We start from the raw sequence: 15,802 nt of genomic DNA, 5'->3' as shown, positions 1-15,802 counted from the left end.
ACGATCACTCCTTATGACAAAATTGATCTTCAATTGATCTTAATAATGCCCGACTATTTAACATAATGAGATAAGCCAAAACACTTCCAAGAAAAAGTAATAAGAAGTCTGATGTGCTGCTTAACAAGACCCAAAATAAAAACATGATGGCCGCATTACCTGCTGTAATTTTTATATTTTTAAAACTGCTATAAATGGCTACCCGAAACAAATCTTTTGTTTTAAATGTTAGCTTAGCGTTAATGATAAACATTTGAATTGTCAGTACACTCAAGAAAAGGATGACCATAAACAGCGCCATAGTCATTATTTCACTTAATACCGTCGATTGATTTGATAGGTAGTTTATATTCACAATGCTAATACACAGAAAAGTTACGATTGGAATCCAAAATTTTAACGTGTCTTTAAAATTAACCTTGTACGCATGAATGAAGTCTCGGAATGGTGATTCTTCGTTCTCTTGAATGAGTTTTAGCGTTGCATATAAGAGTGCTGCAATAGCTGGGCCACTTGGGATTAAGGCAAGATAATAAAAGATTACATTAGACAAATCTGGTTGAAGAGACATCACAAAAAATAGGAATAGACCATTTGCAAGTACGAAGCAAAAGTTAAGGATGAGTAACCAATAGACTCGATTTGTAAACTGAAACAAGAACCCAGCTCCAAATTCCTGTTCTCGTGGTGTGTTCATCGTCTCACAACCTTTCTTTGGTAGAAGCTGCCTGAGGCACAGACAGCTTCTTTGTTTAGATGTTATTTAACTGCTTCTTTATAATTCTCATAGGCTTCATTTGATAGATCTACATACTCATCCATGCCTCTTCCTTTTAACTCTTCTACATATTGATCAAATTCGCTTAAGTCTCTAGTTCCAAGAATGAACTGTAATGTTGATTGATCTACAAAATCTTTTAATGGAGTACTTAGTAACGTCGCTCGTTCTCTCACATCATCAGAGTATGGAACAGGAGGGTTCGGATCTATTGAATCTTTATTAGACATTTCCTCTTGAAACTCAATTTCTTCTTCGCTCATCATAGAACGAGTGAGCTCCGTTGCACCTCCATATGCGAAGACACCATTAGCGAAGCCGTAGTCAACATTAAGTGCTTCAGTGCCTTCAGGATTCATCCCGATATAATTAATGTTCTCTGTAAGGGTACGTGTACCATCCTCTGCTTTGGTATACGTAACGTCTTCTACGCCCCACTTCGCAAATTCTAGTCCTTCATCGCTGTACCATAACCAATCTATAAACTGCATCATCGCCTCAAAGTTCTCACTCTCTAAAGCCTTAGAAGAAATCATAATCCCATTTTCAAATCTCCCGCCACCTTGCACATTTCCGGCTGGTCCTGCTGGTACAGGAATTTTTGAAATCGAATATTCATCCTCCCCCAAACGATCATCTAAACTATTACGGTACGTCACAATATCCTGTGAGTTTGCATTGATGACAAACGAATTGCCTGTTACAAACTTTTGAATTGCTTGTTCATCATCTTGAGTAAAACTTTCTCGGTCAATAAGGCCTTCCTCTACCATTTCATTAAAGTACGTTAGCATTTCTTTGTACTCATCCGTTGCTGGGCTATATTCAAATTGATCACGATCCGAATCAAATGTTAAACCAGAGGAGAATCCCCATCCTCCAATTGTTCCAAACGGCGTGGCTGCAACATTTAATGTACTATTAAAGCTATAGCGATCGGAGAATGGCGTAATATCTGGGTAGGCATCTTTTAATACTTTTAGTGACTCAAGTAGCTCATCCCATGTCTCAGGTATAGATAAATTGTTTTCTTCAAAAATATCTGTTCTAACAGCTAATGTATAATCAGGTCTTAGCTCTTCGTGGAGCCCTGGTAACAAATAATACTTTCCGTCTTCTTGACGTAACCCATCCAATTCATCTTCTAGCCCCCACTTCTCGACTTTGTCTAGGAAGTTTGGCATCAGATCCACATACTCGCTCACTGGTAGGATAGCACCAGAAGACACAAAGGCTGATTCTTGGCCAGGATATGTTTTAGGTAGGATAAGGGGGGCATCACCCGAACTAACTAATAGACTTCGCTTCTGCTCATAATCACTCATTGGCACAATGGTTTCATCAAATGTGATATTCGTGCGTTTTTCAAGTTCTTCAAAAAACAGCCAATCTCGTTTAAATGGATAGTTAGGATGTTCGCTATACAACAGAGAAAACGTAATAGGTTCTGTCGCTTGGAATGTGTCTCCTACCCCATAATTCTCCATTGCACCAACAGAAGTTACTTCTGCTTCTGTTCCTGTATCACCAGAACAAGCCGTCATCAGAACAGCGGACCCCACCAACATACTTACGATCGCTTTTTTTCTGTTCATACCTAATCCCCCTAGAAATTTATTGTTTTACCGACCCCAGCATAATGCCTGAAACAAAGTACTTTTGAATGTATGGATACACCATGATAATGGGTAACACCGTTAGTACCATCGTCACTGACTTAATATTTGATGCAATTTGAGTTAAGTTATCAGCACTTGTCGCTCCTGACGATAGGCCACCTGTAGCATCAGTAATCAAATTGCGTAAATAAATAGTCACGGGAAACATCTCTTGCTTATCTAGATAAAGGAACGCACTAAACCATGAGTTCCAATTACCAACTGCATAAAACAAAGTCATTGTGGCAAGAACTGCTTTAGAAAGCGGCAGAACAACCTTTAATAAAATGCGGTACGTTCCAAGTCCATCAATAGCTGCAGCTTCCTCCAATTCTTCAGGCATGTTCTGAAAAAATGCTTTCATGATTAGCAGGTTAAATACACTAATGGCACCAGGAACAACGATAGCCCAAATGGTATTTCCAAAACCAAGTGATTGAATTAGCACATAGTTAGGAATCAACCCTCCGTTAAAAAACATCGTGAATACGGCAAATGCTGTGAAGAAACTCCTTCCCATCAAACGCTTTTTTGCTAATGCATAGGCAAAGATTGTTGTCATGAACATGGATATAGCTGTAGCCACCACGGTGTAAACAACTGTATTTTTATAACTGTTCCAAAACATCGAATCATTCATCACTGTTTTATATGTTTCAACATTAAATCCTTTTGGAATCAAACTGACTTCTCCGGCATTAATATAGGACTCACTACTAAATGATTGAGCGACAACATTTAAAAATGGGTAAAAGGTAAGAAACATAATGACCAACAAAAAGATAATATTAAATACCTTAAATACTTTATACTGCCTTGATTCCTTCAATAGGAGCCCTCCTCACCAAAGACTTTGTTCTGTAAGCTTTCTGGAAATGAAATTTGCTGAGAGAATTAAGGTTAATCCAATAATTGATTCAAATAGACCAATAGCTGTTGCATAACTAAAATTACTTGATTCTAGCCCTACTCGGTATAAATAGGTGGAAATGACATCAGCTGTTTGATAGGTTAATGGATTATAGAGTAATAGAACTTTTTCAAATCCCACCGCCAGAAAAGTACCAATATTCAGAATTAGTAGCGTAACAATGGTTGGCAATATTCCTGGAATCGTTATGTGTATCGTTTGTTTCCATCGATTGGCCCCATCAATTCTAGCTGCCTCATATAGTCCGTGATCAATACTCGTTAAAGCGGCTAAATAGAGAATAGCTCCCCATCCTAGAGTCTGCCAGATTTCAGAGCTTATGTAGACCGTCCGAAACCATCCGGCTTCCTGCATAAAGTTAATTCGTTCGCCTGTAAAGAACTCAACCAATGTATTAATCGTACCGTTTACAGATGTTAACTGAAGAACCATCCCAGCAATAATAACAATTGATAGAAAGTGAGGTAAATAGGATACTGTTTGTACGAATTTCTTAAACTTTTTGCTTGTTAATTCATTTAATAATAAGGCAAAGATAATGGGTAGTGGAAAACAAATCACAAGGCTTAACGTACCTAGAACAAGCGTATTCTTGAACACATTCCAAAAGGTTGGATCATTAATGAACATCATAATATAACGGAGCCCAACCCATTCCTCCCCGTATAACTTTCCACCAGGTATGAATCGCCTAAATGCAATAATATTTCCGAACATGGGACCATATTTAAAAATGATGAAATAGATAACTGGCAGGATTAAAAGAGAATATAACTGCCAGTCTTTTTGTATGCGCTTCCATTTTGATGGTTTATAAAAGATAATCTTGGATTGTTTATCAGCAGGATTTACGATTACTTTTTCCATTAACGTGCCTCCCTCTTCGCTCTATACCTTGTTGATTTCTTCATACGAGAATGAATCAAAATCTGCATAGGTTCTAGCTCCAGAAGTATCTAAGCAGTGCATTCCAACAAAGGCTCCCGTAAAAAAACCACCCTCGGAAATGTAATCATCTGATAACTTATAGCTTTCAAACTGAACAGGGAATTCCTTATAGCTTTCTCCATCAAAAGAATAAGAGAAAATAAATGCCTCATCACGAACGGCTACTTTTAAATGAACATATGATATCCCATCTGGGACAATAACCTCAGAAAATGCAATGGGGTGTGTCACGTTAAAATGGGCACACTGGACAAGATCAATGATTTTACCTTTATTCTCAGACCAAGTAATCTGAGCAGATACCCAATTTTGTGTGTCATAATAACAGATTAGTCCAGCAGCCTGTTGAAAAGTAGTAGGGTGAAATTCTATCCTTGTTTCAGCATTAAATGATAAGCTTTGCCACCTGCGTGCTACAAGAGATTGAATGTGTTTTGAGTGTAACGATTCTCTGCCGTATAGCCTAAGATGACTGTCTCGTTGTGTTACACTTCCGATTTCTGAATTAAATGGAATACGCAAGGTTTGAAAGTGGTGATTTAATTCATCTGTGTTGAAATGATCGATTGTATTGAAATCCTGGTCCCATTTTACTTCTGGTAAGTCAGGAGCTTCAACTAATTCGGATGGTTCTGGTCCATTTATTACATACGGCCAACCAGACTTCCACTCTAGTTTTTGGATAGATGTCTCTCTTCCTAATGGGCAGTAACCTCTCTCCTCAAGTAGTTTTTTACCTCTTCGTTTAAGTGGTCTTGCCATCAAATGAGCTAGATACCATTCACCATCCTTCGTTTCTACGATTGATGCATGACCTGACTTCTGCAAAGGATTACTTGGATTTGACCAACTCGATAAAATTGGATTTTCAGGATGTACTTCATAAGGTCCCTTAATAGTTTTTGAACGAGCAATGGTAGCTGCGTGTTCGTATTTTGTCCCACCTTCTGCTGTTAACAAATAGTAGGTTCCTTGAATGAAATAAAGGTGTGGTGCCTCGGTTAACCCTAATTCCGTTCCTTTGAATATCACTTCCGCTTCACCAATCAACCTATTCTTTGCCACATCATACTCTTGTAATGCAATTCCATAAAAACGATGATTATACGTGCGCTGATCCCAAATCATATTCAGTAGATATTTCTTCCCATCATGATCATGGTATAAGGACGGATCAAATCCAGAACTATTCAGGTAAGTAGGTTCACTCCATTGACCATCAATTTCTTTTGACGTAACCAAATAGTTATGGCCATCTTTCCATGTGTTCCCTTCAACTACCTTCACATCTGAAAAAATCAACCAAAATTGGCCATCAGCATAACTTAGACACGGAGCCCAAACACCACCAGAATCGGGGTTGCCTATCATGTTAAGTTGACTAGTACGATTAAGCGGTCTACTTATAAGTCTCCAATTTTTTAAGTCCTTCGAATGATGAATTTGAACACCTGGAAACCACTCAAACGTTGAAACTGCCATGTAATAATCATCATCAACTCTGCAAATGCTTGGATCCGGATTAAATCCTTTAAGAACTGGGTTTTGTATCATAGTTTCCTCCTTATCAGCACAAAAGATAGCGCTTACATTTTTAGTGTTAAAATACCAGTAAATTAAAAATATCCCTAATTAAGTTTGTTTATCGGTCGAACTAAGTCTTTGGTTCTTAGTATAATAGTAAACAAAACTTAATCAAGGATTTCCGTTCGACAAAAATTGAACTTTTTTGCCTTTTCATTCATTGATATACGCTCTCATTCATGACATAATCACTAAGGAGGCTTTATCTAACTACTTTTACGGGGGAACTTAGAATGTTGAAATCTAATAAGAAAAAACGTACTTTTCATTATAGTGGTGCATTAGCTGGGTCCGTTATGGTTGGTTTATTGGCAGCTTGCGGAGGTCAGTCTGATTCGAACGATGAAACAGCTGAAACAGTCTGGGATCGAGTGCAAGAAGAAGGAAAATTAGTAGCCGCTACGTCTGGCACGCTTTATCCTGCTTCCTACCATGCTGAAGATAGTGACGAATTAACTGGATTTGAAGTTGAAATCCTGCGTGAAGTAGCAAATCGACTGGATCTAGACATTGAGTTCAGTGAGATGGGCATCGACAATATGCTAACTGCTGTGAATAATGGTCGAGTCGATGTTGCTGCGAATGATATAGATATTACTGAAGATCGTGAAGAAAAGTTTGCATTCTCTGAACCATATAAACACTCTTATGGCTCAGCCGTCGTTCGTGCTGATGATTTATCAGGGATTGAAACACTTGATGACCTTGAAGGAAAAAAAGCAGGCGGTGCTGCTACTACCGTTTACATGCAAATCGGAGTTGAACACGGAGCTGAGGAAGTCATCTATGATAATGTCACAAACGACACCTACCTACGTGACATTGAAAATGGTCGACTTGATCTTGTCTTAAATGATTACTACTTACAGACCTTAGCTGTAGAAGCCCTTCCGGAAATCGATGTGGTTGTACATCCTACATTGGCTTATTTCCCAAACAGTCAAGCAATAATCATGAAAAAAGATGAAACAGAGCTGCAAGAGCATATTAATGGTGCGATTGAAGAAATGCTTAACGATGGGACCATTTCAGACATTTCACAACAATTCTTTGCTGGGGCAGATGTTTCTCAAGAACCAGATGTAGAAATTGAGGAATAGTCAAATGGAGCCAAACCATGTTTGATCTTGATCTTGCCATTACCTCCATTCCCTATGTACTAAGAGGATTAGGCTATACTATGCTTATTGCTTTAGTCAGTATGGGAATTGGACTCGTTCTCGGATTGTTCATTGGTCTCGCCAGAAATTCAGCGTCTATTTTACTTAGCTGGCCAGCACGCCTCTATATTTCTTTTATTAGAGGTGTGCCAATCCTAGTTATGCTTTTTTTGCTTTATCAAGGTCTTCCAGCTATCGGTATTCAATTTGATGCCGTAACTGCCGCATTAATTGGATTCACACTAAATGTAGCTGGATACACAGCGGAAATTAATCGGTCGGCGATTGCCTCGATTGATCGAGGACAATGGGAAGCTAGTCGAACTCTCGGGTTTACATATTGGCAAACCTTGAGACGTATTATCATTCCTCAAGGTGCACTTGTGGCCACTCCACCGCTTTTTAATGTGTTTCTTGACTTAGTAAAAGCCACTTCGCTAGCTGCGATGATCACCGTACCCGAATTAATGCAAATGGCTAAAATAGTTGGCGGACGAGAATATGATTATTTCACGATGTATGTCTTGCTAGCATTTATCTATTGGGCCCTATGTACACTATTAACCATCCCTCAAAATTATTTTGAGAAGAGATTTTCAAAGTATAAACAGGTATAGGTAAAAAGTAAAAGCCTGAGACAAAGTTGTTTTATTCACTATAAAAACCGAAGCATTATGCTGTTTAACAGGCATAGCGCTTCGGTTTTTGTTCGATAATAGTAGTCGCTCCGGACATCCATTCCGCACCCGCGGGCTAGGGTGAGTTATTTGCAGGTTAATAAAGCTTTTCTGGAGATGTTCTATAAATTTGATTTGTCGCCTCTTCACTCATTTATCTTGTTATGTCCATCTTCTTCATTATAAGAAAATTATTTATTCTTCCACGCTTCAAACTCATCTTTGACTTGCTTTAATAGCTCTGGTTTTGTCATGAGATCATAGCCGGTTAAGGCCATAGACGTAGCCCCGAGCATAAGTCCCTCAAACCCTTGTTGACTTAGCGCTGCTTCTCGAAATTCATGCGTGTGATAATCACAATTCGTATCGGATATTTTTACGTATGGATGGATCGAAGGAACAACCTGGCTCACATTCCCCATATCTAATGAGCCTCCATCCTCTTCCTTTTTAATTTCATCTTTTGTTACACCAAGGCCTAGAACATTAGATGTAAACAATCCAGATAGGGTCTCATTCGTATTCATATCGTCATAAGAAAACTCATAAAATGAAGACTCTAACCTTGCACCAGTAGCAAGTGATGCGCCTTTAGCACAATTTTTTACCTTTTCAAGAATTGTATTCAAATCAGATCGTTTGGCTGAACGTACATAAAATTGAGCTTTTGCATAATCAGGTACAATATTAGCCGCATAGCCTCCATCTGTAATAATGCCATGGATGCGAACGTCTGAAGGCAAATGCTCACGTAGCGCGTTGATGCTATTAAACGTTTGGATAACAGCATCAAGTGCATTAATGCCTTTATGAGGAGAATTAGCAGCGTGAGAAGCTCGACCAAAAAATTCAAATTGAATGGCGTCCATTGCGAGTGACGAACCACTTGCCATATGCTCAGCTGAAGGATGAACCATCATGGCTGCATCTAAATGGGATAATACACCTTCGTCAGACATATTGACCTTAGCTCCAGTTGTTTCTTCAGCTGGCGTTCCATACACATACACTGCTCCACCAGTTTCTGAAATGGCCTTGCTTAAACCAATTCCAGCGGCTATAGCCATTGTTCCAATTAGATTGTGACCACAGGCATGACCTAATTCAGGTAAGGCATCATATTCTGCCATGAAACCAATTTTCGCTCCTGGCTTCCCACTATCATAAACCGCTTCAAAAGCAGTATCCAATCCACATGTTCCCATTGTTACCTTAAACCCTTGTTGGCTGAGCTCATCTGTTAGCGTTTTAGCTGCTTTAAATTCTTGATGACCAAGCTCTGGGTGATGACCAATATATTGGCTAATTTCATAATAACGGTCTCGTTGATTTTCAATATGTACTTTAATTTGATCTTTCATTTAAATCTCCTCCGTGAAAATTACTAACTTGACTTTTTTATTGTATCCTTTATTCTTATAAAAGACAAAATACAACACACTGTATAATTATACTAGAATGGTAAGGTGGAATTGTGAGACATCAAGATCAACAACTAGACAAGAAAAAGAGTAAGTGGGAACTGCCACATACCTATGCTTTATTATCCTTTATGATTGTATTAGCAGCTCTATCAACGTATTTTCTTTCAGCCGGAAGCTTCGAAAGAGTGGAACAAGATGGACGAACGATCCTTGTTGAAGGTAGTTATCAGACGGTTGAGTCCAACCCTATTAGTCCATTTGAAATCTTACAAGCCATCCCTCTAGGAATGGAAGACTCTGCACAAATTATCTTTTATATTTTTTTAATTGGCGGTACATTTGGTGTAATTACTAAAACAGGAGCAATTGACGCTGCTGTGTATGGATTAGTCAGTCGACTTAAACATAACGGCGCATTACTTATTCCGGTTATTATGATTGCCTTCTCTATTCCTGGAGCCACGATTGGATTATCGGAAGAGGTTATTATATTTGTGCCAATTGGAATTGCAGTAGCCAAAGCATTAGGCTATGACTCAATCACTGGTATGTCAATGCTTAATCTTGGTGCTGTCTGCGGTTTTGTTGGTGGGATGGCCAATCCATTCACCGTAGGGGTTGCTCAAACAATTGCTGAGGTACCCTTGTTCAGTGGAATTGGGTTTCGTTTAGTAGTCTATGTTTTCTTTTTACTTACGGCTATTATTCTTGTTATGAGATATGCTGCTAAGGTAAAGAAAGACCCTTCATCTAGTTATTTAGCTGATTTACCTCAACAAGATACCATCTCTTCGTCTACTCCAGATCAAATTAAACCATTTAGTCGGCGACATGCCTTTGTTCTATTGTCTGTAGTAGCTGGATTTGCCATCAACATGTACGGAATTTTTGAGTGGGATTGGTACTTAACAGAAATGACTGGTACGTTTCTTGCGATTGGATTAATTGCCGGTTTAATTGGTGGCCTACGTATTAACGGCACGTTTGAAGCTTTTACAAATGGAATGAAGGATGTAGCTTATGGGGCTTTAATTGTAGGATTTGCTCGGGCCATACTTGTGGTGATGGAACAAGGTCAGGTATTAGACACGATTGTCTATCAGCTTTCTGCACTTATTAGTCAAATACCAGGAGCCTTTGCTGTGATCGGTATGTTTTTTGTTCAACTCTTTATCAATTTTTTTATTCCATCCGGCAGTGGACAAGCCGCTACTACCATGCCAATTATGACACCTCTTGCAGATTTATTAGAGATACAGCGCCAGGTAGCTGTACTGGCATATCAGTATGGAGACGGCGTGATGAGTACGGTGAATCCAACAAACGGTGTTCTTATGGCATGCCTAGCACTTGCTGGCATCCCGTATACTCGTTGGTTTAAGTATATTTGGAAGCTAGTTGTTGCTTGGATTATTATTGCGATTCTAGGTTTACTTGTAGCTGTTTGGATAGGCTTATCCTAACACGACTACAGCCACTCTCCTTTCTAGAGAGTGGCTGTTTTTGTTTAGGCATCAATCGTTTCACCTTGAATTAGTTTTTTGAGTCTCTTATTATCCGACACTACATACAGGTTGATCACAAGAATGAAAATTAGCCAAACCCCAAGAAGTAATGCGATTGGAATAGTCTCGAGTGCTACTTGAGGCATAACGAACAATCCTGACATGATATAGATAGCTCCAAGGATCATCCAGCCCCAAATGGAAAACAAGTGACGATCCCACTTCTTCCACTCGATCGATCCAAGCTTTTTGTATTTATATTCAGTAATTTCTTTTGACCATTTTGTCAAATAGTAACGAAATCGAAACTTAGCAAGCTGATTTAACCCAACTAATACTAAGAATACACCCAACCAAATATGAAGATTATTCCCTCCAACTGGTGTGAAAATGACCAATATCATAATAGATAAACAGAAGCAGACGTATCCATTCACAAGCAGTAGTTTTTTCTTTAACAAATCGTTTGGCATGTTCTAAGACCTCCTTAGCTCTTAGTTGTTGACTCTTTCATCCACCGTATTATACTATACCCCTCTCTCTTTTTTGGAAACCTCATCCATTATTCGTTCGAAAAAGGAATTTGGATATTCTAATACAGGCGATTGCGTAAGGATATCTTGTTTCATCTTATGGAAATAAGATTGATGTTCCCTTTTTTTCTCCACTGACAGGTAAAGTTGCATATATTCATAGGAATACATTCTCCGGTAAGCCAGAAACGGATGTAGCTGTTCAATCCAATCTCCAAACTGTTCGATACGGCAATGCTCCGACTGATATCCCTTAAAAAAGTGAGTTAAAAACGTAACCAGAAACGAGGATGGATCTTGAGATGTACGAATTGAATGGACCGTATGATAAATGCTCACAGCAAGATCATAAAAGTAATAATTGTACTGTGCATCTCCAAAATTGATAGGGACGCCCTTATCCTTATGTACAAGAAAATTGTTGTGGTGAAAATCATTGTGGATGATCCCAAATGTCATGTTAGAAACAGGTAATGTGGTTGAATAGCTAACCATTTCTTGATAGATATCAAAAATCTCTGGATCAAACGATTCATGAATTGCTAAAAAATCAGGACTTGTACTCCAATGAGGCAATTCAAATTCTTCATCTGGTTCTTTAAATACAGATGCTGCGGCGTGCATTTTTCCTAGTGCTCTGCCCCACAATTCAAAGTATTCACTGTTCCAAAGCTTAGGTGAAACAATAGACCCTTTTGCCTTTGCAAATGCTACAAAAAAATAAACCTTCTCCTGATCACGAACTTTTACAATCCGTTCTCCATTTAACGTGGGTATATGCTCAGGTACACTCATTCCGCTTTCTCTAAGTGTTTGCATCCAGATTAGTTCTGATTGGAGTTTTCTATAGCTCGTATGTTCTGCCAGCTGACCCTTAAGAACATATTCTCTCTCTCTGTCTTTTATATGATAAACGTTCTGAAAGAAACCACCTAGACATGAAACAACTTCTGTTCCATAATACGATGCTACTTCTTTTATTAATTTTAGGTCCAAGGTACTCTCCCCCTCTATTATTTATACGGACAAATTCATTGAGGGTTCCAGCCATTTACCAAAATAACGCAATACGCATTGTTTCAAGTATTACAACTCGACCCGTTCCATAAAGATGGATATACTAGTATTAAAAGATGTTTACTAATAGAGGAGTTAATGAAATGATGAAATTTATTGATAACACTGGAATTACTGATCCACAAATAAATTTAGCGATTGAGGAATATGCCTTAAAGAATCTTGATCCTAAAGACACGTATTTGCTGTTTTATGTTAATCAGCCTTCCATCATCATTGGAAAAAACCAAAATACATATGAAGAAATTAATTTAAACTACGTAGAGGAAAAAAATCTTCGTGTTGTGCGACGTCTCTCAGGTGGTGGTGCTGTCTATCATGATGAAGGTAATTTGAATTTTAGTTTCATTGCTGAAGATGACGGTCATTCTTTTCACAACTTCAAGAAATTTACTGAGCCAGTTGTAAAAGCCTTAGCTAAGTTAGGTGTTGAGGCTGAACTTAGTGGTCGAAACGATATTCATGTCGGGGAAAGAAAAATATCTGGAAACGCCCAGTTCACAACGAAAGGAAGAATGTTTAGTCATGGTACATTAATGCTCGATTCAGAAATTGAGAATGTTGTTTCAGCATTAAATGTAAAGGACGAAAAAATCCGTTCAAAAGGGATTAAGTCCATTCGTAGCCGTGTCGCAAACATTAGCGAATTCCTAGAAACACCTGTTGAAATGGACGCATTCAAAAAGATCTTACTTCGCTATATCTTTAACACGGAAGGTGAAATTCCTACTTATCAATTAACGGAGCAGGATTGGCAAGCTATTCATAAGCTATCTGAGGAACGTTATCAAAACTGGGATTGGAATTATGGAAAATCACCTACCTTTGATATTCAACGAACAAAACGCTTTGCAGGTGGGAATGTGGATGTCCGATTAAATGTTCGTAAAGGACATATTGTATCGAGCAAAATTTATGGTGATTTTTTTGGTGTAAAAGATGTGAGTGAATTAGAGGAAGTACTTAACGGAACAAAATTTGAATCCGCAGCACTTGCTGAGGCTTTACAAGAAGTTGATATTACAAGCTTCTTTGGAAAAGTTACGAAAGAAGAATTTCTCGATCTTTTATATTAAACAAAAAAGTGGCGGTCCGCTTAGCGAACCGCCGCAATGGGGGAGAGTAGAGAGAACATTTTGGAAGCTAGGTCAGTGACCTTTCCTAAGTCCTACTTTAAAGCAATGACAACGAAGATACAGTAATTTTGTCATATATCCTCACATATTTTCTCAATGCAAATAAATTAACCGTTTACGAAAGGATTGTCATGGAAGATATCCAAATGATTCAGGAAATGTTAACCAATCATACGATGCAGACTGATCGGGATGCTGCTGTCATGTTGCCACTGGTTCGTGAAGCAGATCAAAGTTTATCCTTATTATTTGAGGTTCGTTCTTTATCAATGCGTAGCCAACCTGGTGAAATTTGTTTCCCTGGTGGTCGTATTGATCCAGATGATAAAACTCCAGAAGCCGCAGCCTCTCGGGAATTGTGTGAAGAACTTGGTCTATCCCTCACCGACATCCATATGCTTTCACCGCTTGAACCTATTATGAGTCCAAGACGTGGTACGATTTTTCCATTTGTTTGTTACATCGCAGAACCAAATAAGATTTGTCCTAATCAGGCTGAAGTATCTTCAACGTTTCGCATTCCGTTAACCTACTTATTGGAGAATCCACCAGAAGAGCATCAGACATCATTTCATTTTACATTTTCCGAAGATTTCCCGCTTCACCTTATTGCTAATCGTTCCGCCTATACGGATCGAAAACAAACATATACTGAACATGTTTTCCATTATGATGGCCGAGTGATCTGGGGGCTTACCGCTCGAATCATGGTTACGTTCCTCTCTATCTTAAAAGCAAAATAAAGAGCTTGAGACGTAATAAGATGAAAACCGACACATTATGCTGTTTAACGAGCATAATGTGTCGGTTTTTTTGTCCGATCTTATTATGAGAGTAGCTATCGCTCCGGACATACGCTCCGCACCCGCGGGCTGGCAAGTGTCCAGACGGGTTAATCGTTATTCTAATTTATAAAAAGGTACGCTTATGACTAATAACACCGGAAACAGAATGATTAAATATACTAATAATTCAAAGATCGAATTTGCTGACAACGCAACAATAATTCCAATTAAAGTCCCTACAAAAAGAAAAAATTTATTTAATTTTTGCGTAGACTTGGTTGTGTAATTTCTATTTTTACAATGTGGACAGTTTATACTACGCCAATTTGAAAGAATTACTTTCCAAAGAGGAATGTCTCGATTGCAGTAACTACACGTTCTATTCATTATTAAGGTTTCTCCTTCCCTTGTATAAGGTTTACAGATCCATTACCCTTTTAACAACAAAAAAAACCGAACCAATTATGCTAGCTTAACAGCATAATGATTCGGTTTTTTGATAACTAAAACAGCTCTGTCTAGCCATTGTTAGTCTTCATCTAATTGTTTTCTTGCTCTTATCGATAATCGATTACATATAAGCGCACATCCAAGTGCCACACAAATTGCTGGAATCATCAATTCTGGTGGTCTTGTTGTTGCTGCCCAGTCTTGAGGAATAATAAGTCCTACGTACAAAAAAGCGGCTAATGACCATAGGATGAAACCAAAACGATGATAGTCTTCTTGTTTGCCAAGAAGGATCTTCTCTCTGTTGTTTTCCATGAAAATCAGCCTCCCTTTACTATCAACTATTCTATCATCCTTTGAATCAAAAAAATGATGTAATAGGAGGAAATAAAGGAATGTATTTCCTAATTCGTTATTGCATCTAACATCAATAAGACTTGCTTAGCGGAATTCACAGAAGCTGTCTCTAAAAATTGATCATAAGAAACCTTTGCATCGCTTCCAGCAATATCAGATAAAGAACGAATGATCACAAAAGGAACCTCAAACTGCTGACATACTTGCGCAATGGCTCCAGCTTCCATCTCAGCACAATAAGGCTCGTTGAACAGTTTTTTGATGTCTTCTACTCTAGCTTCATCACTCATAAATGAATCACCAGAAACAATGAGTCCTTTTTGTGAGTGGATGCCTACTTCTTTTGCTGCCTGTTCTGCCACCTCTATCAAGGACTCATCAGGCTGATAGAATGCCGGCATTTGTGGAACCTGTCCATATTCATAACCAAATACAGTGGCATCAACATCATGATAACGCACCTCTGTTGAAATCACGATGTTACCAACAGAAAGCGATTGATAAAACCCACCTGCCGAACCAGTATTAATGATCCGATCAGGTGAAAACAGTTGAATTAATAGTGTTGTACCAATTGCCGCATTCACTTTTCCAATTCCGGATTTTAATAAGACAACGTCTACCCCATTAATCCTACCTTCATGAAATTCGCAACCCGCAATCGTACGGTCTTTTCGATCCTCAAGCTTACTACGTAATAACACAACTTCTTCTTCCATTGCTCCTATAATCCCAATAACCAACATTCATACGTCCCTTCTCTTCATGCGCGAACTATACAAATAGTATACACCAATCA

16 protein-coding genes are annotated in these 15,802 nt (G+C 38.5%); 5 read left to right on the top strand and 11 right to left on the bottom strand.

What is annotated here, in order from left to right:
• Positions 1-4: 4 nt before the first annotated feature.
• The 5 genes from J2S05_RS01300 to J2S05_RS01280 form a co-directional block, all read right to left on the bottom strand.
• Positions 5-697: a YesL family protein gene (locus J2S05_RS01300; protein ID WP_306979176.1), complete on the bottom strand. Its 693-nt coding sequence runs from the start codon at positions 695-697 to the stop codon at positions 5-7.
• Positions 698-759: 62 nt separating this feature from the next.
• Positions 760-2,373, bottom strand: coding sequence for an ABC transporter substrate-binding protein (locus J2S05_RS01295; protein ID WP_306979174.1), 1,614 nt, complete (start codon positions 2,371-2,373; stop codon positions 760-762).
• A 19-nt stretch (positions 2,374-2,392) separates the two neighbouring features.
• Positions 2,393-3,265 (bottom strand): carbohydrate ABC transporter permease, encoded by an 873-nt coding sequence (locus J2S05_RS01290; RefSeq protein WP_306979172.1) that lies wholly within the window; start codon positions 3,263-3,265, stop codon positions 2,393-2,395.
• Positions 3,266-3,277: 12 nt separating this feature from the next.
• Positions 3,278-4,234 carry an ABC transporter permease gene (locus tag J2S05_RS01285; RefSeq protein ID WP_306979170.1) on the bottom strand — a complete coding sequence of 319 codons (957 nt, stop codon included), beginning with the start codon at positions 4,232-4,234 and terminating at the stop codon, positions 3,278-3,280.
• 21 nt (positions 4,235-4,255) lie between these two features.
• Positions 4,256-5,869 carry a glycoside hydrolase family 43 protein gene (locus tag J2S05_RS01280; protein WP_306979168.1) on the bottom strand — a complete coding sequence of 538 codons (1,614 nt, stop codon included), beginning with the start codon at positions 5,867-5,869 and terminating at the stop codon, positions 4,256-4,258.
• Positions 5,870-6,195: 326 nt separating this feature from the next.
• On the opposite strand from J2S05_RS01280, the gene J2S05_RS01275 reads away from it, so the two are divergent.
• Together J2S05_RS01275 and J2S05_RS01270 are read left to right on the top strand one after the other, a co-directional pair.
• Positions 6,196-6,999 carry a transporter substrate-binding domain-containing protein gene (locus tag J2S05_RS01275; protein ID WP_306981038.1) on the top strand — a complete coding sequence of 268 codons (804 nt, stop codon included), beginning with the start codon at positions 6,196-6,198 and terminating at the stop codon, positions 6,997-6,999.
• Between the two features lie 17 nt (positions 7,000-7,016).
• Positions 7,017-7,676: an amino acid ABC transporter permease gene (locus J2S05_RS01270; RefSeq protein ID WP_306979167.1), complete on the top strand. Its 660-nt coding sequence runs from the start codon at positions 7,017-7,019 to the stop codon at positions 7,674-7,676.
• A 251-nt stretch (positions 7,677-7,927) separates the two neighbouring features.
• Here the strand turns inward: J2S05_RS01270 and J2S05_RS01265 are convergent, their stop codons facing one another.
• Entirely contained in the window at positions 7,928-9,097 is a 1,170-nt protein-coding gene (locus tag J2S05_RS01265; protein ID WP_306979165.1) for a M20 family metallopeptidase, read from the bottom strand.
• 113 nt (positions 9,098-9,210) lie between these two features.
• On the opposite strand from J2S05_RS01265, the gene J2S05_RS01260 reads away from it, so the two are divergent.
• Entirely contained in the window at positions 9,211-10,623 is a 1,413-nt protein-coding gene (locus tag J2S05_RS01260; protein WP_306979163.1) for a YfcC family protein, read from the top strand.
• 44 nt (positions 10,624-10,667) lie between these two features.
• On the opposite strand, the gene J2S05_RS01255 is transcribed toward J2S05_RS01260, so the two are convergent.
• The gene (locus J2S05_RS01255) at positions 10,668-11,138 is read right to left on the bottom strand and encodes a hypothetical protein (protein ID WP_306979161.1); all 471 of its coding nucleotides are present in this window, start codon (positions 11,136-11,138) and stop codon (positions 10,668-10,670) included.
• Positions 11,139-11,192: 54 nt separating this feature from the next.
• Positions 11,193-12,194, bottom strand: a complete 1,002-nt coding sequence (locus tag J2S05_RS01250; protein WP_306979160.1) for a phosphotransferase enzyme family protein — start codon at positions 12,192-12,194, stop codon at positions 11,193-11,195.
• 167 nt (positions 12,195-12,361) lie between these two features.
• Here J2S05_RS01250 and J2S05_RS01245 point away from each other — a divergent pair, with 167 nt between their 5' ends.
• Both J2S05_RS01245 and J2S05_RS01240 read left to right on the top strand, forming a co-directional pair.
• On the top strand, positions 12,362-13,351 hold the full coding sequence (locus J2S05_RS01245) for a lipoate--protein ligase (protein ID WP_306981036.1): 990 nt from the start codon (positions 12,362-12,364) through the stop codon (positions 13,349-13,351).
• A gap of 206 nt (positions 13,352-13,557) precedes the next feature.
• On the top strand, positions 13,558-14,154 hold the full coding sequence (locus J2S05_RS01240; protein ID WP_306979158.1) for an NUDIX hydrolase: 597 nt from the start codon (positions 13,558-13,560) through the stop codon (positions 14,152-14,154).
• 156 nt (positions 14,155-14,310) lie between these two features.
• On the opposite strand, the gene J2S05_RS20470 is transcribed toward J2S05_RS01240, so the two are convergent.
• The 3 genes from J2S05_RS20470 to mtnN form a co-directional block, all read right to left on the bottom strand.
• On the bottom strand, positions 14,311-14,583 hold the full coding sequence (locus J2S05_RS20470; protein WP_370873590.1) for a TIGR04104 family putative zinc finger protein: 273 nt from the start codon (positions 14,581-14,583) through the stop codon (positions 14,311-14,313).
• Positions 14,584-14,724: 141 nt separating this feature from the next.
• Positions 14,725-14,961 carry a YrhC family protein gene (locus J2S05_RS01235; RefSeq protein ID WP_306979156.1) on the bottom strand — a complete coding sequence of 79 codons (237 nt, stop codon included), beginning with the start codon at positions 14,959-14,961 and terminating at the stop codon, positions 14,725-14,727.
• An 89-nt stretch (positions 14,962-15,050) separates the two neighbouring features.
• A complete protein-coding gene (mtnN, locus tag J2S05_RS01230) occupies positions 15,051-15,746 on the bottom strand; it encodes a 5'-methylthioadenosine/S-adenosylhomocysteine nucleosidase (protein WP_306981035.1) in 696 nt (231 codons plus the stop codon).
• Positions 15,747-15,802 lie beyond the last annotated feature (56 nt).

Origin of the sequence: Alkalicoccobacillus murimartini (assembly GCF_030813245.1) — a bacterium.
Taxonomy (GTDB): Bacteria; Bacillota; Bacilli; order Bacillales; family Bacillaceae_D; genus Alkalicoccobacillus; species Alkalicoccobacillus murimartini.
This window is presented reverse-complemented; position numbering and strand designations above follow the sequence as displayed.

Coding starts and splice junctions, on each gene's coding strand:
- J2S05_RS01295 (WP_306979174.1), bottom strand. CDS start 2,373: ATGAACAGAAAAAAAGCGATCGTAAGTATGTTGGTGGGGTCCGCTGTT.
- J2S05_RS01275 (WP_306981038.1), top strand. CDS start 6,196: ATGGTTGGTTTATTGGCAGCTTGCGGAGGTCAGTCTGATTCGAACGAT.
- J2S05_RS01285 (WP_306979170.1), bottom strand. CDS start 4,234: ATGGAAAAAGTAATCGTAAATCCTGCTGATAAACAATCCAAGATTATC.
- J2S05_RS01265 (WP_306979165.1), bottom strand. CDS start 9,097: ATGAAAGATCAAATTAAAGTACATATTGAAAATCAACGAGACCGTTAT.
- J2S05_RS20470 (WP_370873590.1), bottom strand. CDS start 14,583: ATGAATAGAACGTGTAGTTACTGCAATCGAGACATTCCTCTTTGGAAA.
- J2S05_RS01300 (WP_306979176.1), bottom strand. CDS start 697: ATGAACACACCACGAGAACAGGAATTTGGAGCTGGGTTCTTGTTTCAG.
- J2S05_RS01245 (WP_306981036.1), top strand. CDS start 12,362: ATGAAATTTATTGATAACACTGGAATTACTGATCCACAAATAAATTTA.
- J2S05_RS01240 (WP_306979158.1), top strand. CDS start 13,558: ATGATTCAGGAAATGTTAACCAATCATACGATGCAGACTGATCGGGAT.
- J2S05_RS01280 (WP_306979168.1), bottom strand. CDS start 5,869: ATGATACAAAACCCAGTTCTTAAAGGATTTAATCCGGATCCAAGCATT.
- J2S05_RS01235 (WP_306979156.1), bottom strand. CDS start 14,961: ATGGAAAACAACAGAGAGAAGATCCTTCTTGGCAAACAAGAAGACTAT.
- J2S05_RS01270 (WP_306979167.1), top strand. CDS start 7,017: ATGTTTGATCTTGATCTTGCCATTACCTCCATTCCCTATGTACTAAGA.
- J2S05_RS01255 (WP_306979161.1), bottom strand. CDS start 11,138: ATGCCAAACGATTTGTTAAAGAAAAAACTACTGCTTGTGAATGGATAC.